Origin of the sequence: Ensifer sp. NM-2 (genome assembly GCF_003024455.1) — a bacterium.
Taxonomy (GTDB): Bacteria; Pseudomonadota; Alphaproteobacteria; order Rhizobiales; family Rhizobiaceae; genus Ensifer; species Ensifer canadensis.
Map to the genome: position 1 here is coordinate 1 of NZ_PVZR01000042.1, position 22,994 is coordinate 22,994.

Here is a 22,994-nt window from a genome sequence, read left to right on the forward strand (position 1 = left end):
CCGGACGAGGCAATCCGCCCCCGATTTCACTTTCGGTTTCAGTATTTAACGCGAACCTACTCGGCTGCCTTGGCCGCCTTTTTCGCGGCCTTCTGTGCCTCGTAGCGTTCGCGCAGGATACGCGCCCCGCCCGGCTTGATCTCCGGTCTACAGGTCACTTTCGCGGCGCAGCTTTCAACCCGAGTTTGCTTGGATCTGATCAAGCCGCGCGAGACTTTCCGCCCCAATGATCATTTACCGTCACGCGCGTTCGGGCACGCAGAATGAGAATCTGTGAGCAACAAATCACATCCAAATTAGAGGTCACGACGCAATGAGTGCAGAAATTCTTAACCTTGAAACTTAGAGGCAATTGTAGCCGCGCAGCCGTGCAAGTCGCAAATGCCCGGCTACGCAACTATACCCCCCCGGAGATCAACTCCGAATCCACCACTCCGATAGCCTAGATCACCTCACGAGCTGCCGGTAACATGTCCCAGCAAGATCTTTGCAGCCAACGGCCCTCGAGCTGCGCCAGATGCCACCAACTCGTTGGCTCTTGCTGAATGAGCTAGAAAAAGGCCCGGATCAAACTTTTCACTCGGACGCCGTCGCTCTGTATCACCATGCACAGCGAAATGTTCCAAGGGGCAAGAAATTCGCCCCTCGGTCAGAGCTTCTGCGAGATCGGGGTACTGTCTGATATACCAGCCACTATCGAAGCCGTCGACGGGCTCAATTCCATTCTCAAGCCCAACTGTCAGATAGTGCCACAGCAAAGTTCCAGTAATGTCCACGCTATTCAGCTCGGGATTCGTACCGAATCCACGGCATATTTGGTTGTAATAATAGGACGAAACAAAATACCTGCTTGGATCGTACAGCATACGAGAGCCATACTTTACGTAATGCTCGCGCGCAGAAGTAACCTTGCCAGATTTCACCTGAACAGAGACTTCCGGATATTGACCAATATAGAATTCTTCATCAAACAACGAGTCGAAACCGCGCGCGATTTGTTCAGGCCGCAAACGAATACCGTTTACTGCACTCTGGCGTTGCTCCCGCAACCACTTGAGATAACTTCCATCTCCCGAATTGTACGGGTTCGGGAATGAAACAGAGAGATCAGCATGGCGCCGATATAGGAGCCGCGCCTGTTGCGAGATCTTAGTTCCATCGTCGAAAAAGTCGCCACCATAAGGTAACTCGGCAAGCAGCGCTTGTCCTTGCTTTCCAATCTCATCCTCATAGAGGCGTTCAATTTCTGCAACAACCGGATCAGCGGGTGCAAATATTTCCCGCACGCGTTTATGCGTGCCTGTCGGCCCAGTGCCGGAGAAATGATAAGTTAACAGTGGCATACCGTTGACAGTGATCGAACACATGTCCGCAGGGTCAGATTGCTGGAATTCGCGCCCATAAACATTCCAGCTAGCGACGTCGATGTTCGGTTGGCGAAGAATTCCCACCCTATCAAACAAAGCCGGCGCAAGATCACACCACCGCTGATCTGTGAACAAGCCATAGTCTTTGTCGTCGTAGCAGAACTGATCCAGACGCGATGCCCACCAACTCGCAAACGCCGTGCTACTAGCACCCTTCCTAATAATAAGATGACCAAGGTTGTAGGTGCCGTGCAATGCCACCGATACTTCCGTCACCCGAACTCCGACATCGGTATCCTCGGGTTTAGTGATGTGCGGGACCAGGCCAATTTCGCTCTCACCCATGTAATGCAACAGCGCATCCAGCGGATTGTATACACAGACATCGGGATCGAAGTATAGATAGAGATCTGCATCATCTTCTTCGAGAATTCTCTTCAGCGCCCGACCTTTAACAGCCGTGCAGATCTCCATTATGTTGTGCTTAAAGATCCAGCTGTCGCTGTAGCCAAGATCCTTTGGACGCCATACACGATCGAATACCGAAGTCCCTCTTTCATCAAAATAGGGCACCTCGTCCGCAAGCAATAGTGTGATGCTTGCACTTGGATGGAACTTCTTAAGGCTGCTTGCGAGAACACGAGCCTTTGGCAGATAGTTGGCCGAGCAAGACGTATAAACGGAAATCTTCATTTTGTTTCTTCGATCAATTGATACAAATATCGATTTTGCTGCTTCAGACTGGTAACCTGCCGTTGTAGTATGTCCACCTCAGCACGCATCCCGTCCAATTGGGAAGACGCAGATAGCTGCTGGGGCGTCGCGGCAGCAGCCACAACCCCCCAATTTCCTCCTCCTCCATTTGTTGCGACTGCAAAAAGGTCGCTCAAGAAGCCTGCGATATCCCTTGTCCAATTGGTACGGTCAGCGATCGTCACGCTGTTTTGACCATCCTCTCGAATTGATACATGCGTGAGAACCTCGGGAAGTTCGAGGATCTCAGGCAAGTTCGGAGCGCAGAGTAATAAGAGGTAAAGAGTGTAGTCTTCGCTCAGATCATATCGGAATGTAAATCTATCGATTACATCCAACACAACGTCCCTCGGTATAAGCGCGCTACAGATCGGCAGCTGGTTGACCCCACCGAACATGCTTCTCCATCCTCCGGGAGGCCAGTGCGTCCCCGCCCGAGATTCCGCGAGGACGGGAAATGGTGTTTCGGTCTTCTCCCAGGTTTCGACATGCGCCTGCGTTCCGGAAATAATGACTGGCTTCGCAGCAAGGAACAAGGCTTCCTCGACATTCTTGAATGCAAAAATGTCTACGTAGTCATCGTCATCAACAATCCAAATGTAATCATTCTTCGCTGATTTAAAGCCACCGATTAGGTTATCAATTCTACTATGGCTAGCAATCTCATTTACGCAGAGGCGCAGAGAAATGTTTGGAAACTTGTCTCTGACCCGAGCGAACTCAACCTCTGCCGCCTCAGTTCCAATATCGGTCGAAAGTATTACCTCGATTGCACCGTCCGAGGGCCTCGCACGGCTGATAGATGTTAGTAACCGATCCAGCAAATGCGGCCGCTGGAACCTTGTTCTCGTCACAATCGAAATCGATACGCCCGGGAGATACGGCGCGATAACTGCGGAGTACCGATCAGCAAAATCAACCTTGCCGTAGTCGGTTTTACTCTCTGTTCCGTGCAACCTCAGGGCGCTACCGGAGAATGTCTTTATTTCGTTTGTCCGACCGAATTTTTCGATTAGGGACCACAACTGCGGGCTCCGGCGCAATTCTCTGCTTAAGAAGGGTCCGTTTATAGCAGCGGACAAAGTCGGAGCATATACGCTCACATAGCCGTGGAAATAGCCGGCGAGAATAATTCCGGTCTCGATGAACTCAAGATCTGGCGTCTCCACTGCCTCTAAAAATAGCTTCAGAAAACTCGCATTGAGAATATAGAAATCGGGGAGACTATCAACAATTGGGCGTATGTAGCGGCCAAATGGTAGAAACGGCTCCGCCGAGCTATAATATACGCATTGACGATCATTGCGGTTGCCAAGTCCAGCGCCAGAAATTAGCGCCCACTTATCTGTGACTGCGGTAACCACCGCTAGCGTATCACTGATACGTTGAAACAGATTTTCGTCAATAACCACATTCGGGTTTCGCGCAACGACAATAGCCCCGGCACCAAAATCAGTAGCCAACAAGCGGGCAACTTGAAGGAAGTTCCCACCTTTCCACTTTCTTACATCTGCAACGCCACCGAAAGCGAGTCCGTCGTCGCTTCGCCCAACAGTCGCCTCAGATTCTCGATCGACGGCACAAAAGACATCGCGCTGGGCTATTTCAGTCAGGTTAAATGAAAATATCATTTTAAATCTCTTATTTCCTTTATATCAACTCTCAAGAGAACGAGCCAAGTATGGCCTCTTCGCATACTAGATCCGCAATTGTCTTCGCGATTACGTGAGTACTTTCAGCCTTAGGTTCATCGACGCTCCCAATATCCGGCGCACTGCTACCGTCGGTAAAGTGCCGCATGAATAGGCGCATAACGTGATCTACCCCTTCCGAGCGTACAGTTCGCAAGTCCTCAGCGTAATAACCGCCCCTATTGAAAGACCCAGTTATTATTTCATATGAAGGAAAGTACTCCACATGTGGGTGTCTCTGCACCGCCTCCTCGGCTAGCACCCGAAGCGCTGATTTCGAGTAGGTCGTTGAAACTAAGACATGTCGAGGTTCGTAAGTCGCCGCAAGCGGAACCGGAGAGACAGTCAAGATGACCCTGCAGTTTGGATTGATCTCTTTGAGTTTCGAAATGAACCCATCGAGTTCTGCATTCATGCGAGCCAGACTGTGATTCTGGAACTCGTATCGTTCAGCAGAAAACGAGCCACCAGCCACCCCTGGACATAGCGGGTACACGGCACCATCCTGCTTTGATGACCAGCACTCGGTTAGCCCAAGAGTGAAGATAAACACCGTCATCGTTTCCAGCATCTCGCGAACTGCAGCGAAGTGCTGAGCACGGTCCCTGAGATACTCTTCCATCGTCGGGAACCCACTGGGTTCAATTCCTGGTCGGAAAGGATCATCAATCCGCCCGGACATGTCGAACCACACGTCTTCGGCAGGCATGAAGGCGCCATAGACTCTATCGATTAACTGGTGGAGTTGAGCCACCGTATAGATGTTTCCGAATCTGGCAGAATAAATACCATAGTTATGCGCGCGTGCGACGTCCATCGGCAAAGTAGAGTGAGGACGCTCAGTGACCAGATAATTAAAGCCGCTACCCGACAGGCGCGCCGCAATATGTTGCGCAAAACAACTCCCCGCAGTCGCGACCTTATCCTGTTGAGTGATAGCGAGCCGAGAAGGCGACACAATATCCACATCCGCCATTGATCCGTCTGATAGACTTTTCCAGAAATTAGTTCGTGGCAACCTACGATAAGGTACTGTCTCCATTACATCCGACCTCCAACCAAATGTCCTGCAAGCCGATGAATCACATGCGCGCTGTATGTTACCGAGCCATGAGTTGCATCGTTAAACCAACCCTCGCGGCGAAGGAAACCTTCGTGATCAAGCATTGATGGAGGAACAGTCAAGTACTCAACATCGTCTGCCCGGGCGAGTTCACATACGACCTCCGACAGTGTCAGCCAAGCCTTGTATCTGAGGTATCTGTCGCTAATTTCGGGATTAATAGTTACGCGTTTAAAAAATGGGTCCAGTTTCTCGGCTATATGGCTATTGTCCGGAATCGGGGGAACGGTTTCGATCTGAACAACACGCCGACCAGTAACTCTCCTCAACTCCGATATTAGCGGCCACCACAGCAACACGCTCTGGCGCAACACTTCCTTGAAGGCCTGAAAAGGTAAAATTACACTTTGGGCGGAGACGGGAAGATCAGTTCTCATAGGTAAAATTACATCGAAAGGATCATCATGCTTCAATAGAGTCAAAGCGTGGTTTTCATTCCCTGCAACCACCGACGCGAGTACTATATCGTCATCCTCGTATAGCCCGGCCCTCTCAAGCTCAAGCAATATCGCATCATTTAAGATGATTGTGCCATCGCCGACTCTGCGAAATGCGGGGTGAACTGACCTCAACCAAGGAAACTGAACAAACTTGAACTCCAGTCCTTGCGGTTGGTAAGCCATATTCAGTTCATCCGCGCTTGGCAAAATGGTTGTCATATGGCTGTGGCCGAACACAATGCACTTCATTCAAAACTCCTGCAGGTTATACCGATCATCAGCTATTTTGCCCGATAACCACCCCTTTTGTTCTCGTTACTTCAAAGCCTCCAAAGTGTCTACCCAACACCACCTGAAAGGATCGTCGGGACTGACGGCACGTCAAAAAGGCCGCCGCGGTGCAAGCTAAGAGTAAATGTTGGCCCCCTTATACGTGCTTCCGTCGTGTAGGGATTGTGGTCAAGAGCGGATGACAGATCGAAATACAACTGATCGATTGATATCAATGGAGCTCCGCTCAGGCACAGGAAACGTGAGGGCTCCGCCCAATTCCCGAAGTATTTTAGGAGTGTTCCCCGATCAAACTTCTTCTGCACAAACTCTATGCCCGGAAGGGCGATTCCTAACCTTTCAACGGTTGCGGGTGGCAAGACGGCAGAATTGCACAAGATTAGAGTAATCGGTACATGCCGCGTGAGTTGGTTCAGGCGTGCGATGGTTGTGCTATAAAGACCTGCGTCTAGATTGATAAACATAGGTATCGCGCTAGCCCGGCATTGCTCATGCCCCACGAAGGTCTCCCCCCAAGGCGTCAGGAGCTCGGCTGATCGGTGCCGCGGAAACGACTCAACCAGTTGATCGACGTTTATCTTGCTCTCATGCAGTCTCGCGCGCTTGTAGAGTTCATCGACATCATGTCCGCCTTTCACGCGAAACGGAGCAGAGCGCGGTAGCTCCGTCGTGGAGAACCAATCACGATATTTAAAATGACTACGGCGAGTATCGAATTCGACCCATAAATTCGCTATGCCTAAGGCTTCGGCAAAAATGAGGCCATGTAGCGAAGAACTCACAATTGTTGAGCACGTCATCATCTCGGAGATAAAACTTCTTAAATCAGTGCATCTCACGTCGAGGTCACGGACTTCCGGATTTTGCCTCATAGCACGAACCGTCGGATGGTGCCTATCGGTGTAATGGGCTATTAGGCCCACCTTGTACGTGGGTGGGCGCCTGGATGTTCCAAACATGCGCGCGATAAGATAACCTGGATCCCCCAGCGGCATATCTACGAGAGGAAGCCCGGCCTGGCGCAGAGCCGCATAAGTCAGTTTGCCACGAAGCGCAAAAATATTCCCAACCGCTGGGCGACCTAGCATACCTTCCGGCTCCATCGCGCCGGTTCCCCAGACGATCGTATTTTCTACAGCAGACTCCAGCGTACTTCCTATAGCGAGCAGGTGCGGTAGGCACAGATCAGAGGCTTGAACCGTCGGAACGCCTCCAAATTCGCTCACAATGTCGGCGTTCGCCAAATCCCCGACATTCGGGACACCAGTATAGTAGATCATACGCAACGCAGATTTCATACTAAAACCGTATTGTTTACCTGGTTCACCAAGTCATTTAAAAGCAATAAATAAGATGAACGGATTACCTAACGCTTGAGAGTAGCCGCGTCTTGCCCTCCCAGCGAACATTCCCTTTTTAATGAATGATGCGGCATTGGTGTGGAGGTCACGGTTCTTCTCAATTAGCATACAAACGATCGACGTTGCGCGACTATGCTTGGGAAGTGAGCCACCAACGGTAAGTCATCTCTACCCCCTCCCGAAGAGACACTCCCGGCTGCCACCCCAATTCGCTTGACGCAAGCGCGATGTCCAGAACGTTAACAGCCACATCAACGTTGCGGTTCGGCTCGAAAACCAAACTCAACGGTTTACCATGCACTTCCGACACCGCATCAAGTACCTCCGATAGTGCGACACCGCGTCCAGAGCCAACGTTAATAGTTGGAGCACGGCTATCTGAAAAGCACGCCAAAACAGCAGCCTTTGCCACATCCTCAACATACACAAAGTCTCGAACTGCACTGCCATCGCCCCAAATTATCATCGGCTCATCTCGTATTGCCTTTTCGATTGCTGCTGCGACAAAGCCCTGCCCTTGGCGGGCGACTTGGCCCTCGCCATACGGATTTGAAATTCGCAATGAGCAAGTAGTCATTGAGGTGGTGAGACCAATTATCCTTAGGTAGTGCTCGCATGCTAATTTAGAAACACCATACAGATTGCGGGGCTGACAACTTGAATGCTCAGTATAGGGCGGCGTCCCGCCATCGCCGTAAACAGTTCCTCCAGATGACGCAAAAATGAATCTTTTGACCCCAGAAGTTGCGCATCGCTCCGCAAATTTGACCGGGGTCAGGACCTGACCAACGATTTCGTCCTCGGGTGTCGCTTGCGTGGCCGGTAGGCTCGATGCAACTAGATAGACAACGCTGTCGCAATCACTCAACGCCTCTTGGACAACCTGTTCGTTGTCGAACGAACTTTGTATCCACTTAAGTCTTGAGTGAAACTGGTTGGCTGGCGCTACATCGAGCACACATACGTTTGCGCCCCTAGAAAGTAATTGGCGCACTACGTGACTGCCAATGAACCCTCTCCCACCAGCAACCAAAATGTTGTTCGCACGGATATGCATTAATCTAAACACCTAAACATCAGAATGCTGCATCGCCTTTTTGATCGCTGAGCCCAACAAAATTCAGAAAGTCGGATGCAAAGCGTTCCTTTGTAAAGAAGCGTTGATACGTCTCGTTCGCCTTCCGTGACACAAATTCCAACTGGGCGTAGTCTTCTAAAATCTGTGTAATTACCCTGCCGATTTCCTCCGAAGAATTGGTCGCAAGTACGAACCCCGAAACTCCGTCCTCAATATACTGCGAAGTGCCTGTCTCCTGACTGCAAACGAGAATCTTTCCAGCAGACAGCGCATCTAAAGACACGAGCGGTAATGTATCGTCCCGAGAGGCACATATCACAACATCACTATCATTAAGCCGTTCGCGATATGTATTAAGGTCAACGGCTTCCTCAAAGTATATTCTACACTCTCCTTGAGCACGCGCTACTAATCGGGCAAAGAAGTCCGCTTCGTTTACGCGCCCCACGATCCTGAGTTCAGCCTTTCGTCTCACGGTATCGGGCAATTGAAGAAAGGCCTCTACGACGAGATCTTGTCCCTTCCTTTGCTCAATCGTTGCAAGGACGGCAATTGTAATTGACTTCGTGGACGCGTCGAATGCCGTGGGATCTACATCCGGTCCATCCACTCCGTAAGGCAAGATGCTAATTTTATCAGCTAGATAAGGCTGCAAATACCTCGCCGAATGAACGGAGCCACACCAAACCGCCTTCGCGTCCGCCAGGGACCGTACAAATCCAATTTGTGTGTCCGCCAGCTCACGGATGAGCTCGGTCTCATGAAAATACCATAGCACGTCCGTCAGTTTCGATAAGGGACCAACGACAGGCCAGCAAACGGCCGTATTTACAATAACAACATCGAAATTCTTCACCAAATCAATAGTGTTTTTATCGCCAGTCAACGATAGCGGATCAACGATAACATGAGCACCCAGTTCGTTCAGGGAGTGCCGCATCGGGCCATCGACAGGGGAGATTACGACCACAAAACTACCGGATGAAATGAGGCATTCGGCCATATCAAAGACTATCTTGGGCGCCCCGCTTCGGCTCAGATCGTGGGAGAATATCACTGCATCACGGTTCAGATTCGACGCATCTACCCCTGCTGGATAGTAACTGAACGGCTCCTGGGAGTCGATGTAGAGAATATCACGCATACCGGGAGGGAAATATGGATCATCAGCGCAGAACTGACCCCATTTCTTCATCAAGTAGATGTCCGATTTGTCTTTTATGCGATGCGCCGCAGATCTTTCACGTTTCTTTTTCTCCATTAGCCCAATTGACAGGTGCCCGATGTGCGTCAATTTAGCATGTGGTGTGTAAATGCACGCGTATCCTGCTGCCCTTACGCGGTAGCACAAGTCAACGTCGGAATGACTGATTGGCGTATTGTTTGAATCAAATCCGTCAACCTCTCTAAATACCGCTGACGGCATCGCTAAGCATGCGCCACATACGATCGAGACTTCTCGTACGCTTTGCGCGAAATTGAAATGCTCAGTTGTCTCTGCCGGAAATGTGTGAAATGCCGTGCCAACAAGGCGCCTCACGCCAGAAACCATTCCTGCGTGCTGGATGCTGCCATCCTCATAAAGCAGCTTGGGGCCGACCACTCCGACGCCCGGCAAGCTTAAACATTCCAGCACGGCCTCCAACCAATCGGCCGAAATGACGCGTACGTCATCGTTGAAGAATACGACATACTCACCCTTGGCACGCTTAAAGCCAGCATTACACTTATCGGAGAAATTATACGGCTTGTCGTAAATCTCCACGGTCAGTGGGAAAGCACTAAATGCACGACTTATTTTTTGTGCAACATCAGATCTCGTTACTACGATGATTTCTAAGTTGCGGTATGTGGACTTGCTCACTATTGAAGCAATCGTCGCCTCTATATTTGTAACACTATCAGACGGCACTATAATTGAGACCAAAGGCTGAGGGTCGTCAAACGTCCGTTGGACGCGGTTAGCAGTAGGTAACGGTATTGCGGTGCCGCCAATGTCGCGCCGATTAATTGCTGCCTGAAGGGCTGCGATATTCGTCTGACGCGCATACGACTTGCCGCCGGCGGCAGCAGATCCTTCGATCATTCGCCAACCATAAAGACACTTGCGGACATGTACGACTTTCGGCTTCTGCTCAGCTATGCGAAGCGCCAGATCGTAATCCTGCGAGAAATCAAACTCAGAGTTCAGACGTCCCACACGATCTACTACTGAACGTCGATACAGTGCTAAGTGCCCGGTGTACATGCAATTAAAGAGGAGATAGGGGCTCCAGTCCGGTTTTGGGAAAAGCGTTATAGCAATGTCATTGTCATCAATCTTACATTCATCGGAGTAGAGCCAATCAACACCGCCCGATGAGTCGATTGACGCAGCCATGGTTTCCAGGGCGTCTCGAGTAAGTAAGTCATCGTGATCCAAAAAAGCTATAAAGTCGCCCTTAGCCACGTCTAGCGCTAAGTTCGTTGCTGTAGAAATGCCGAGATTGTGTGCGCAGCTAATTACACTTATTCTAGAATCCAGATCCTTGTAATATTCAAGAAGGCTTGAAATATCCGGCCGTTCTGAGTAATCATCAACAATTATGAACTCCCAATTACAATAAGTTTGCGCTAGTACAGAAACTATCGCTCGCTCCAAGTATACAAGGGGTGGCTTGTAAACGGGCATGACGACACTAATTGAGGGACCACCAACTACGGTTCCGACTGCCTCTGCCAGGAAGGAAAAACGTTCGCTAACTTCTAACCGCTCCTGATCGTAAGTGATCAGTATTGGTTGCGTTGGCATTGGAGGGTCGGGGGTGTCAACGATGGCTTGGGGTGACAATCCTAATGAAGCAATACGTTCGACCAATGAACCCGCCGTTGCCGAGTCACTGTGCAGCACTGTGCTCAATGGGCGTGAAAACGCTGCCTCGTTCTCGTTTAAAGCCATCAACTTTGCTGCAAGCAAATTCATTGGTTGAGGCAATAACGCTGATTTGCTTCTGGAAAACGCGTTTTTGAGACGGAGCGAGCTGAAAATTTCAATATTTCGAGTTGACCACGCGTGGTCCGACATTGGGTGGTAAGCAAGTTTTTCCGGCGTGATTTTCGGGTGCTTCACCTTTCGAACCGCATGTTTGGCCCTGCCAAACCATTTCGCAGTCAGCGAAACATCATCCCGCGGTGTGCTATGAGCAGTTGTCTTTGGCGCGACGCGTCCTTCGCGCATTCCGTACGCATAAAAATGTGAGACAGGCTCCACGCCTGCCTTAGCCACGTCGGGATTTTGTTGCAAATATGCCGTGGCGTCAAAATCAGGAACAATTCGCAGACCCGCCTTCCAGCCGCGCGCAAGGTAGTGCGTCAAAGGATCCAGTCCGTTCAGATCGGGCGATTGATCCAGATAGAACGCGATATCTACATCTGGATGCGGCTGTGCCCCTTCACGCCAGCCGAAATCTATAAAATGCTTCACAGGATCGCACCCAGCAGCTCTGACATCTGGCCGCTGTGAAAAGTAAAACTCCGTTGAGAACAAAGGATGTGGCGAAAGACCAGCCTTCAAGCCGATTTTCTGATAGTGGTGACGTGCATCTCGAAAGCTTGAGGCCGGCGTCAGTCGTTGCCAATTATACCATTGGCGGTCAAACAGTAAATTCCGATGGAGCCGACGCGCTACGTTCGATCGGATGAACTTTCTAAGTTTTTTCATGGGATAAAACTCGACCTTGGACCTCAACGGAGCGACAACGTTCGCATACCCAACTGGAGGGGGCAGGTCAAATCATATGACTGAAGGCAGCCGAGTTCCTCGCCTTTGAGGCGAGAGCTTTGCCCCGGCTTGGAGGTAAGATAGGTCGCCACTCGCTCCAACTCCACATGCTTTTCAGTGTGCGACGATAGCGTTCTAAGTCGTGCGCAGCGGCGGTATTTACTAGATGTCTTAGTCCAGGGGATACGAGAGCGCTAGCATCCCCATTGTAACCACCCGATTGTCACCGCCTGTCGGCTATCGTCGTGATGGCCTAAGACACGTGTTTAGCGACGTCGTTTGCGACGTATCTTAGGCGAGGTTTGCGATGCGTGTCGAAATTCTTGGTCAGGAACGGCGGCGGCGTTGGGGTGACGAGAAGAAGCTCGACATTGTCATGTCTGTCGGGCTCGACGGTGCGACGATCACCGAGGGTCTTCTGGCCTACATCCTGGTCTCCAAGGTCGACGACCATCTGCCACTCTATCGCCTGAACGAGATCTTCGCCCGCATGGGCGCCGACATTCCGGACAGCACGCTGGTCGATTGGTGCGGTCGCGCCATGCAGGTGCTTCAGCCGCTGATTGAGCAGATCGAGACCGCAATCATGAGCAGTGACCTCCTCCATGCCGACGACACCCCGATCCGGGTGCTGGATCGTTCTCTTCGGGATAAGGGTTTGGGCAAGGGCGTGAAGAAGGGCAGGATCTGGACGTATGTCCGCGATCAACGTCCCTGGGCGGGCGCGGCTCCACCGGGCGCGATCTATTACTTCGCGCCGGACTGGAAGGAAGAGCACGTCCACCATCACCTCAGGCAGACAAGGGGCATCCTTCAAGCCGACGGCTACAAAGGGTACGGGAAGCTCTACGAACCTGGAGCTGATGGGGCGCGCCGCTTCCGCGAAGCGGCCTGTTGGGCGCATTGGCGACGCGACTTCCATGATATCTGGACCTCAAACAAATCGGAGATCGCGCGAGAGGCTCTCGATCGTATCGGCGCGCTTTACGACATCGAGCGCGACATTGCCGGTCAGCCTGCCGATATCCGCTTGGCCGCGCGTCAGAAGCACAGCAAGCCAAAGGTCGAGGCGTTGCGCGTTTGGGCCGAAGCGCAACTGACCCATACTCCAGGCAAGGGCGATTTGGCTCAAGCCTTCCGGTATGGCCTGAGCAGGTGGTCCTCGTTCTGCCTGTTCCTGGACGACGGTCGTGTCGCCATCGACAACAATGCCGCTGAGCGCGCCCTGGTAGACGCAATTGGCTATTCGCCGGCGCCGACACCGGCGCGGAAACCCTGGCGCGAGCCATGACCATCATCGAGACGGCGAAGATGAACGGAATCGACCCGCAGGCCTATCTCGCCGATGTGCTCGACCGCATCCACGATCACAAGATCAATCGCCTCGACGAACTGCTTCCTTGGCATTGGTCACCTGTCGCCACCATCCGCGCCGAGGCAGCCTAATGGCAACAATCACCTATGTCCGCACGCTCAAATATGTCGCCGAAATTCTCGGCGAGGATCCGGAGCTTCTCCGGGCAATCGTCTCCAACGATGATAACCTGACCTACGGCAGCATCATCAGCGTCTATAACGGGGAGGACGAATCCGTCACCGCTCTAACAGACGACGGCATGGAGGAATTGGAACAGATGCTCTCCTACGCCCGTCGTTCAACCGACGAATGGAACGACTTCCTCGACAGCTTTGTCGACGACGAGGAGCTGATCGCCCGCCTCAAAGCGAAATCTCCGCGGTAACAATCGGCCGGTTACTCCCGATTCGCCTCCTAGCGCTACTCTGACCGCTAACATCGCATTAAGGGGCAGGCTAGCTGTGGTCCACTGCACCCAACTAAAACGATAGATGCTATGCATCCTCGTGTTCTCGCCACAACACTCGGAGCTGCAATCGGCGATCGGCTCACCATTTGGTAAGCAACCCGGTTGACAGCGCTCACAGCGATCAGGATACCATCTGGCGTTGAAAATAGGACAAGGTAGCCATTATGAGAGTGGTTGAATTCTGGGAGTTCGGACCTGCACCGGTCTTTATAAACCCAGAGCATGTAATTTGTATCATTCCAGAGCAGGTCGGATCCACAATTGTAACGTCGGCAAGGAAACCGGACGGCGCTCAAATGACATTTTATGTCACTGATAATCTTGAACAAACATTGACGAAACTTATGCACGCCGCTTAAGATTGAAAGCCTGCAAACAAGGATCGCCCACCATACCAAGGCTGTATGGTGGGCGCCGTTCTTTAAGCCACGACTTTCGTAGACGGTTTCGGGAGAGATTTTTCGTATGCGGCTCGGTGGGCAGTTCGACAACTTCAGTCGGAAGTGGTGTGCAGTCGTTGCGTTGCAATGCACATCGTAACCATCCGGCCAGGGCGCAGGCGCCCGGGTGATTTTTTCTGCACTGGCTGCAGGCGGGCTTCTCGCGGCCCGTTTCAATCATCTTCCGCTGGTGCGGGATCACTTCGGATGTCTCGGCAGCTCTTGGCGCGGAGATGACTAACGGCCGCGCGGTAGGTACTCGGGAAAGTGCCTAGAGTTCGAGGGCTTTCTCTTCGCGGGCTTCCGTTTGCCGTTGTTGATTTCAAACGTTGATTTCAAACGTCCGCGCTTGACGAAAACCAGCATTGCACCGGCAATGAGCGACAAGAAAATGAATAGGGGATTGCGGCAATGTTCGAAGCAGAAACCGAAGCCTTCTGGCAGTCGACATCACATAGAGTTCTCGTCGCCACAGTGGCCGAACTTCATCGTCAACGACGCCTGTTACAAGAGCAGATTGGGTTTCACCGGGTAAACGGCGCCAGGACGATCATTTCGGACTTGTTCATCGCTGGCGCCGGAATTGAGGTGGGTGGCGGAGACCGCCCCTTCCCAGTAAAGGAGGGCGTAAGTGTTACCTATGGGGACATCCGAAATTCATTCGAACTACGGCGCCATTTTGGGAACGACGAGGCCGTCGTCTGCGGGGCCATCAATGCAGAATCGTTCGAGGGTATAGGCCATGAAAGCGTCGACTTCATTATTTCAGCGCATGTAATCGAGCACCTTGCCAACCCGCTGGGCTCAATTCTCGAAGGGCTCAAACGCATCAAAACAGGTGGCGTCTACGTCATAGCAATTCCCGATATGCGCCACACATTCGACCGATATCGCGCACCCACAACCTACGACCATCTTGTGGAAGACCTCAGAAGCGGCGGCGAACCATCTCTAATCGATGCATATCGGGATCACGTGAAGCTGGTTCATCCGATTTACGGTGCGCCGATCGCGGACGAGCAGCAAGAGAATGAAGCCCAAATGCTGCTGGCGGCCCGAATGGACACCCACGTTCATTGCTGGACACGCGAGACGTTCAATGACCATGTTGCTAAGGTGATCGAAGGATTGGCAGAAATAGCCCTCGAGACGGCCTTAGAGAACGAGATTTTGGTCGTCCTCCGTAAGGTAAATTTGCCTTTAGTTTGAACTGTCGCGAATTGTGGCAAAAAGAAGAAAACCGATAGACCAGACTATTAACAACCCAAGAAATACAACTGCAGCTTCCTCCACGGGCTTTGGATACAAAGCTAAGTCCGGCCGCATCGACGGCACAATAACCACCACGTATAGTTGCTGATTGTTGAGATTCCTGCGTGCCTCTTCGAAACTCGACCTTGATATACCATATAGCTGCGCGGCGAACTGTTCTTTTAACTTCAGGAGCTCAAAGTCCTTAAGCTGATCAGAAAGCGATTGAGAACTACTACTAGCAAGCCTGGATTGCAGATCTGAAATTTGCTCATTTATGACGTTTAACACGGACTTTTGGTACTTATCCCCAGGGCGATCACTCGCACCAACCCGTTGCGAAGCTGATATCTCGCTCTCGAGCTCAATCCTCTTGAGCGTCAAGTTTGAGATCAATTCCATAATTTGCTTGGCCGTGGCTTGCGGATCTAACGCATTGTTTTTTCTTTGGAATGAGACAATGTCAGATCTAACAGCAGCCAATTCGCTCATAGAGCGATCAACCTCTCCTCGAGCTCGAGTCAACGCGTCTTCCCGGTTCCTCTGAGAGATTCTATTTATTAGCACTTCACTTTGTCGTGTTAGCTCTTCAGCTAGCCAATGTGCATCGTTCGCGCGAAATGCACGCACCCTCAACGTCAAGATATTTGATGCGGTATCCACGTAGGTAGTCACGTGCTCCTTCCAGTACGCCCACAACTCCTCCATATCCCTCGATGCTCCTAGCCGAGAGAACATATCCACGTCACTATGAGCATAGATCTTCTCCAACGTAACTCGTCCGCCGATATCTGCAATCACCGACCGACTTTTTAGATAATCCAAGATGATCATCGAGTCTTGCGCGGTCGATCCACTTCCACGGATCCCTAATTTACCCACGATAGATGACAACGCGTTCGACCCAACGGGATTTGAAACTGAATCCGAATCATAGGATTCACGCACAGTTAACTTAACCTCCGAAACATACACATCGGACGCCACGAAAAGATAATAAAGTAGGACGACGAGGCTCGGGAACAAAACTAGCCCGACAAAGGTCAGCAATCCCCCTTTCCTGCCACCATGGTTGGCGTTAACCAAACCACTCATCCGCCCCAACACCGACGATGCAGAACGACGCAAGATTGGTAATCTGTCACCATCCTTGGCCCGGAATACTTTGCGGCCTCCGGTCTCCGGGGAAACCGGCAAAGCCTCACCGCCGCCCTCCACACCAGAGGTGTTTGGGATATTGTCCTTGTCCAATTGCCGCAGTTGATAGGGACTACCGCTCGATGTCATGACGCTTCTTTCTTGAGACCGGCGACCACGGCTTCTTCCACGAACGAATACAGCGCGATGTCTTCGTCTAATAGGTCTGCGACAATTCCGATGTCGCTTAGCCGCTTAGCAAGGTCATGCACACCTGGGAGCGAGTTTAGTTCCGAGTATGCGAGCACGGGCGCACCTAGGTAGTCGTCGACCATCGAGGTAAAAAGATCGTAGCGGGAGCGCAAACCAACAACGCTTATCTTCGCCAAATTGTCCAGTGCGGCGCTGACACTCCTACGCTGCACGATCTCGTCGGGCGCCGCCCCAAAAGTCGCCGTCATCGGTGATTTGATTAGAGCCTTTACCGGTGGAGGCATTCTGCGGACCGCGCTTAGGACCTCTTTGGAGTCATCGAGTTTTAGGCCCTGAAGATAAGGCAATAATGGTTCGAAACGCTCTATTGCAGGGCTTGCGCGAACTCCTTCCGGCTGAGTCAACGAATGAGTCAAGAACAAAATTTTCTCGGCGAGCTCTTCAAATGGATCCCTAAGCAATGCCGCGGTAAAAAACCCACGCTCCACCGCAAGGTCGCCATGGCGTTGCCAACTTGGTGAGCCACAGATAAATATAGACTTAATGTTAGTCAACGACAACAATCCGGTTATAGTCTCAAGAGAAAGCCTCTGAGCCAAGGGATACGATTGCGTAAAGAACGACATGACACTTCGAATTAGCTTAATCTGCGGAAAAACGCTCGCATCGATGAAGAGGAATTTTTGGGGTAGGTGTCGCTGCGGATCAAAACGCTTGTAAATCGTTACGCCAGAATCCGACTCAATGAGCGTTACCTCTGGCACTTCAGCCAAATCGGGAACATATCGATCGTCAACAAGAAAACCCGCCTGGCCAGTGCTGTGCATGCCCAAGTCACGCAGATCGGCGCGAAAAACGTTAGCGGAGAATGCGATCTCCTTGCGGTTTGGGATTCTGATAATGAGTTCGGGGACGTCACCCGGGTTATCAGCCACCACCCAACCGGTTATAAATGAACCACCATCGTGGTCGACATGAAAGTACATGTGAACATCTCTTTACGCTGCGGTGTGATCCCTAACGAGCAGCGCGATACCAGCAAGCACCGCCCAAGCGATGAATGCAGATATGGACACGACGAACGACATCAGAACCCGGTTTGGATACAAAGCCTCGTCAGCGCGTCTCGGCTGAACATAGGTTAATAAATACGATTTCTGTCTCTCGGCATTCAACCGGGCAAGTTCGTAAGAAGCAGACGCGCGCGCGTACTCATTCTGCGCGATCTTTACCTCGAGTGCCCTCTGAGAGAGAGATGCGCTTCGATCCGCGAGATCCCTGTCTTGTCCGGTCAAGTTACCTCCAGCAAGCTGCTGCTGATAGGTAGCTAGCTGGTCTTTGATCGCAGCAGCTCTCGCTTGCAGCGCTCGGAGTTGCGGACCACTGGTCGTTTCTGTCCTTATTAATGAGGCAATCTGAACATCTACCTTCGATTCCTCAAGGCTAAGCGCAGTCATGATTTCCGTGATCGCTTTGTTCTCAACGTCAGCGTCCAATATACCGGCCTCGTTTCGGGCGTCCCTTAGATCAATAACCGCTTGCCGTAGAACCTCCTGTGAGCGCAGCAATCCTTCATGCGTTTCCACGAGAGAAGTGCTCCGATTGCGTCCAGTCAAGTCGTTTACCATACGTTCGGAAAGCTCAACGATCTCACCTGCCAGAGCGCGACTCGTTTCCGGTGAAAACGTTCTTACTGTTAGTGTAATAAGACCAGACGCCCGATCGGTCTTAATGCTTACCTGCTTTTCCCAATGCTCAACCAGGTCCTCGGCGCTCGCATCAGGGTTAATCCTCGCAAAGAAATCTCCCTCGTCACTTGAGAAGATCTTTCTAAGGTCAAATTTCTTCCCTAGAGCCTCGATCATGGCACGGCTATGGATGTATTCAGACACTATCGCTGCGTCGGTGGATTGACCGCCAAGCAAGGCTCCCAAACCACCAAACGAACTAATTTCACGCCCATCGGAAGACTTCACTAAGAACCGCGCCTCCGATACAAACTGATCGGAGGCGATAATCCCATAATAGACGACAGAAATAATCGAAGGTAGAATAAACACGAAGAGCAGACTTGAAAGTATAACTGCTCTAAATGCTTTGTCGCTTCGTCGCGCACGAAACCCCCCGCCGCCACTACTGACGGGCTTCGCCAGCCTAGCCTTGCGCGCCATCCTCCGGAGTTCAACGGAGATCGCCGTAGAAAGCTCCCTCGGATCTTTACGTCTAGCCTTAACTTTCTGGTCAGGAATGACGACCGATTCCATGTCGCCACCTTCACCGATTGAGTTTGTTGTAAAGTTCGATTGCGTCATCGATGTCATTGAATTCATGCATAACACCATGAGCCAATACAATCGCACGGCTGCAATAATTTCGAATTGTCTCCATAGAGTGAGATATCATAATTATGTCGGCGTGTCCGCGGCGCTTGCTGAATTCCTCATGGCAGCGCATCTGAAAGCGTGCGTCACCAACGGCGGTAACCTCATCTATAAGATAGCACTCGAAGTCGATTGCCATCGACAACCCGAACGCCAAGCGCTGCGACATGCCGGAAGAATACTTGTGATAAGGCTCATCCATATATGCGCCGATTTCAGCGAAGTCCTCCACAAACTCTACCGCGCGCGCAGGATTCTGGCCATAAATCCGGGCCACAAACTGGACATTCTCGCGACCTGTCATCGCTGGATGCAATCCACCAGAAAAGCCCAGCGGCCACGATACTCGTACCGTTCGGTGGATCGCCCCAGCATTTGGAAGCTCGGTCCCCGCTAGCATCCTCATGGTTGTGGACTTCCCGGCCCCATTAATTCCCAATATTCCATAGGAAATTCCAGACTTAAACTCCATGGAAACATGATCTAAGATGATCTTTGAGCCACCTTTTGTACGAAAGTACTTGAATACATTTGAAAGTGCGATCATCCGGTCAACAACTTCCCACGCATAAAACGTTCACCAAGAAGTCCAAGGAACAAAAAAATAGTTCCTAAACTGAGAAAGTAAGCTTTCGAAAGCATTTCATCCCCATAACCTTCGTAGTATGCCGAACGTATCCATTCAATGGCATGCAATAGTGGATTGTACCAAACAAGTTCCCTCATAGCGGTAGGCATAGACGACGGAACGGCAAACAATCCTGATGTCATATACATACCCAACATCATGAAAATGAACACTATGTTCCACATCCTGAATATCGAAGACAGAACAACGTTTACAAAGCCAAGAGATATCGAAAAGTATATAATTGCGACTATGCCAGAGGCGAGCGTAAATTTATCGAGGGGCAATAGATCTATGCCGCTCAAGCCGGCGGATACGAAAACAACAGTAACCACGATAAAGGATGTAACAAACTCGACAACCGCGCGAGCAACAATAACATCAAAAACCTTAACGACCGGGAATAGAAACAGAGCTCTATTCATCTCTAACGCCATACCCATTGCCCTCGCCGGGTAAAAGCATAGGATATAGGCAAGCACACCGCTGGTTACGAACACAACTGGGTCCCCGCCTATTGGTGCGATCCGATTAACGAACGCCATAATCACCACCAACACCAACAGATGAACGATCGGCCACGCTATCGCTATCAGGTAACTTGCGTGAGAGCGCCCGAACCTCGTCCGCATATCCCTTAGCATTAGCGCATATATGATGTTGGCACGCGCGCTAAGCAGTCGCGCCAGAGACGATGAAAAACCAGACTTTGACAAACTATCTCCCGTCAGCGCCGAAGCGCATCAATTAGAAAGTTCGCTGCCCGATGACTCAGGTTCCGCGAATAGAATGGATCCGCGTCCAACTTTCCACCCCACCGGCTTCGAAGAAACTCGTACTGTTCACAAAATACGTCATTTTTAGGGGGGCATTCGACCCTTGTGGCTGAGTTAGGCGTGTGACAAATCATTTGTACTGATGGATCGATGACGTGGCGCAATCCAAGGCCGCTCATCCGCAATGACGTGTCGGCGTCATTCAGGATGCCCATCCTCATAGCCTCATTAAACCCGCCAGCATCGAGAAATTTTGCTCTCGATACCACCATACACAATGAACTGGTGGCTGAGACGTTGTGTGTCAAGCGCAATCTTCCGAAGTATCCTCCAACATTGCTACGATATCCAGCGTGTGCGAAATTCGCTCCTGGCCAAGCGCCCAAAACAATTCCTGCGCTGTGCACGATCCGGTCCGGCAGCACCAACTTTGGTGCAACGCACCCCACCCCCCGGTCACCCGCCATTGAGACCAAGCGAATTAACCAATCGGGCGATTCTGACTCCACAACCCCACCCAGTATACACAGATATCGTGACGTGCACTCGGCGGCCACTCTATTCCAACAGGCTGCATCTACCTCGCCAGGCCTCTGAAAAAAGAGTCTTACCCTGGCAGAACCCTCCAATGACCTTTTAATCTCTTTCGCCGCATCGGTTTGACAGGCCGCACCGCATGGGATGAGAGCCATGACTTCAATATTGCGTAGACCCGATAGCGTAGACAGGGTTTGCCCCAATCTAGTGGCATCGAACCACTCAGACCCAACCAACAGTGAGATGGCGCGCACTTCTCGTTTGATATCTCGGGTGATCCGAAAGAATGAAGTGCCCGATACCATCTCAACTCGGCCAGAGATGGCTAATCTAGCTCTGTGTTCATCAAGTGCACGCATCGCGGCGGCAACTGCATATGTCTTTCCGTCAATTGACGATGCGGTGGAACCTGCTGTTGCCCGCCAATGGTACAAGACCTTGGGAATATGCTTGATATTCAGCCAAGGCACCACTTCTGTTAGCCGCAGGTTAAGGTCGTAATCTTGACTCCCATCGAGCCCAGATCTCCAACCACCTGCCTCCCGCACAACCTTAGAACGGTAGGCTGTCAAATGGTTGAAATAGTTTTGCGAACGCAGAAGTTCCGGCGAAAAATCTGGCTTGAAGTATGGATCGAACCGCCAATCGTATTTATTAATCTTATCCTCGTCGCTATAGATGATGTCAGCGTTTGGCCACCGACGAATACCGACCGCAACCTCTTCCACTGCCTGGGGATGAAGAGTGTCATCATGATCCAGCAAAATGACCCAGTCACCAGTGGACATGGCAAACGCTTTGTTTGTGGACGCGGCAATATGCAAGTTAGTTTCGTGCCGCGCGATACTAAACTTTTGTAACGCCTCGAATTCTTTGAGGACCGCCAAAGTGCGCGGGCTGCTCGAACCGTCATCAACTAGGCAGACCTCCCAATTTCGATAGGTCTGCCTCAAAACGCTTTGTAGACATTTGCGCAGAAATTTCGGCTCTGTATTATAGACCGGAATTAGGATCGAAAACTTTAAGGTCTCCGGCACAGGACTTTTGCGCTCGCTCACGCGGTCACGAAGGAAACCGTAGTAATATCCCTCAATTTTTTTTTGTAATGAGTAATTTGCGGCGCGGAGACTTCTGCCAGCACGAGTGAGTATTTCGGCTAAAGCGGTCATATGTCACTACCCTGGTTGGCTACTTAATAAAAACGGCTATGTGGCCAACAAGAATATTAAGCGTGGTCTCGACTTGTCGCTGCCCGCACCCAAGCCAGCAGTCTCCTATTACGGTTTTGTCGAATTAGACCTACTCCGACGCAACCTGCTGCAAGTAGCGACCATAGGCCGTCTTTACGTACTTGTTTGCGTGAACTAAGAGCTTATCCTTCGTTATGAAGCCCTGTAGGAATGCTATCTCCTCAATGCAAGCAATGTTTGTCCCCTGCCTGTGCTGAATTGTCCGAACAAACTCAGAAGCTTCGAGCAAACTGTCGTGCGTCCCTGTGTCCAGCCAAGCATACCCCCGAGACATCCGCTCTACGAATAGAGAACCGCTATCCATATAAAGCCGGTTAAGGTCGGTTATTTCATACTCGCCACGTTCGGAGCGTTTCAACGTTCTTGCTTTATCCACTACGCTACTGTCGTAAAAGTATAGGCCAGTTACTGCAAATCGTGATCTAGGTTGACGCGGCTTCTCTTCCAAACTGATAGCACGCCCATCGGCAGTCAACTCCACCACACCGTATCGTTCAGGATCATCAACTTCATACGCAAAAACCGTTGCGCCGCCGTCGCGGCCTCGTGCTGTGTTTAGGAGTTCGGCCAAACCGGATCCAAAGAAAATATTATCGCCGAGAACAAGAGCAACGGGACTGCCATCGATGAAATCGGCGCCTAAGGTAAATGCTTGCGCGAGCCCATCTGGCGACGGTTGTACGACATACGA

Annotated in this window: 16 protein-coding genes and 1 pseudogene; 3 read left to right on the plus strand and 14 right to left on the minus strand. The window is 51.3% G+C overall.

Going from position 1 to position 22,994, the window contains the following annotated elements:
* Positions 1-452: 452 nt before the first annotated feature.
* The 7 genes from C6558_RS37930 to C6558_RS37960 form a co-directional block, all read right to left on the minus strand.
* Positions 453-2,060, minus strand: a complete 1,608-nt coding sequence (locus C6558_RS37930; RefSeq protein ID WP_107028764.1) for a hypothetical protein — start codon at positions 2,058-2,060, stop codon at positions 453-455.
* Positions 2,057-3,751, minus strand: a complete 1,695-nt coding sequence (locus C6558_RS37935; protein ID WP_107028765.1) for a glycosyltransferase — start codon at positions 3,749-3,751, stop codon at positions 2,057-2,059. Before C6558_RS37935 ends, C6558_RS37930 begins: the two co-directional genes overlap by 4 nt.
* Positions 3,752-3,782: 31 nt before the next feature.
* Complete coding sequence (locus tag C6558_RS37940) at positions 3,783-4,787, minus strand: GSCFA domain-containing protein (protein ID WP_158269011.1); 1,005 nt, start codon at positions 4,785-4,787, stop codon at positions 3,783-3,785.
* Positions 4,788-4,852: 65 nt separating this feature from the next.
* On the minus strand, positions 4,853-5,623 hold the full coding sequence (locus C6558_RS37945) for a hypothetical protein (protein WP_107028767.1): 771 nt from the start codon (positions 5,621-5,623) through the stop codon (positions 4,853-4,855).
* Between the two features lie 89 nt (positions 5,624-5,712).
* The gene (locus C6558_RS37950; protein WP_146160972.1) at positions 5,713-6,951 is read right to left on the minus strand and encodes a polysaccharide pyruvyl transferase family protein; all 1,239 of its coding nucleotides are present in this window, start codon (positions 6,949-6,951) and stop codon (positions 5,713-5,715) included.
* A gap of 205 nt (positions 6,952-7,156) precedes the next feature.
* Positions 7,157-8,083, minus strand: a complete 927-nt coding sequence (locus C6558_RS37955; RefSeq protein WP_107028769.1) for an NAD-dependent epimerase/dehydratase family protein — start codon at positions 8,081-8,083, stop codon at positions 7,157-7,159.
* Between the two features lie 19 nt (positions 8,084-8,102).
* On the minus strand, positions 8,103-11,804 hold the full coding sequence (locus C6558_RS37960; protein ID WP_107028770.1) for a glycosyltransferase: 3,702 nt from the start codon (positions 11,802-11,804) through the stop codon (positions 8,103-8,105).
* Between the two features lie 448 nt (positions 11,805-12,252).
* Here C6558_RS37960 and C6558_RS37970 point away from each other — a divergent pair.
* The 3 genes and pseudogenes from C6558_RS37970 to C6558_RS37980 form a co-directional block, all read left to right on the plus strand.
* A pseudogene (locus C6558_RS37970) lies at positions 12,253-13,310 on the plus strand (IS66 family transposase); the annotation flags it as partial.
* Complete coding sequence (locus C6558_RS37975; protein WP_025431154.1) at positions 13,310-13,606, plus strand: hypothetical protein; 297 nt, start codon at positions 13,310-13,312, stop codon at positions 13,604-13,606. The pseudogene C6558_RS37970 and the gene C6558_RS37975, both read left to right, overlap by 1 nt.
* A gap of 935 nt (positions 13,607-14,541) precedes the next feature.
* Positions 14,542-15,339 carry an SAM-dependent methyltransferase gene (locus tag C6558_RS37980; RefSeq protein ID WP_107028772.1) on the plus strand — a complete coding sequence of 266 codons (798 nt, stop codon included), beginning with the start codon at positions 14,542-14,544 and terminating at the stop codon, positions 15,337-15,339.
* Here C6558_RS37980 and C6558_RS37985 read toward each other — a convergent pair.
* From C6558_RS37985 to C6558_RS38015, 7 genes are all read right to left on the minus strand, one after another.
* Positions 15,331-16,668 carry a hypothetical protein gene (locus C6558_RS37985; RefSeq protein ID WP_107028773.1) on the minus strand — a complete coding sequence of 446 codons (1,338 nt, stop codon included), beginning with the start codon at positions 16,666-16,668 and terminating at the stop codon, positions 15,331-15,333. The genes C6558_RS37980 and C6558_RS37985 overlap by 9 nt on opposite strands.
* Positions 16,665-17,717, minus strand: coding sequence for a hypothetical protein (locus C6558_RS37990; protein WP_107028774.1), 1,053 nt, complete (start codon positions 17,715-17,717; stop codon positions 16,665-16,667). Before C6558_RS37990 ends, C6558_RS37985 begins: the two co-directional genes overlap by 4 nt.
* Positions 17,718-17,729: 12 nt before the next feature.
* Positions 17,730-19,061 carry a hypothetical protein gene (locus C6558_RS37995; RefSeq protein ID WP_158269012.1) on the minus strand — a complete coding sequence of 444 codons (1,332 nt, stop codon included), beginning with the start codon at positions 19,059-19,061 and terminating at the stop codon, positions 17,730-17,732.
* Positions 19,006-19,659 carry an ABC transporter ATP-binding protein gene (locus C6558_RS38000; RefSeq protein WP_107028776.1) on the minus strand — a complete coding sequence of 218 codons (654 nt, stop codon included), beginning with the start codon at positions 19,657-19,659 and terminating at the stop codon, positions 19,006-19,008. Before C6558_RS38000 ends, C6558_RS37995 begins: the two co-directional genes overlap by 56 nt.
* Complete coding sequence (locus tag C6558_RS38005; protein ID WP_256371999.1) at positions 19,656-20,384, minus strand: ABC transporter permease; 729 nt, start codon at positions 20,382-20,384, stop codon at positions 19,656-19,658. The genes C6558_RS38000 and C6558_RS38005 overlap by 4 nt, the downstream gene beginning before the upstream one ends.
* Positions 20,385-20,467: 83 nt before the next feature.
* Positions 20,468-22,222, minus strand: a complete 1,755-nt coding sequence (locus tag C6558_RS38010; protein ID WP_107028778.1) for a glycosyltransferase — start codon at positions 22,220-22,222, stop codon at positions 20,468-20,470.
* Positions 22,223-22,352: 130 nt separating this feature from the next.
* Positions 22,353-22,994, minus strand: a 642-nt coding sequence (locus C6558_RS38015) for a sugar nucleotidyltransferase (protein ID WP_107028779.1), incomplete at its 5' end; no start/stop codon positions are given.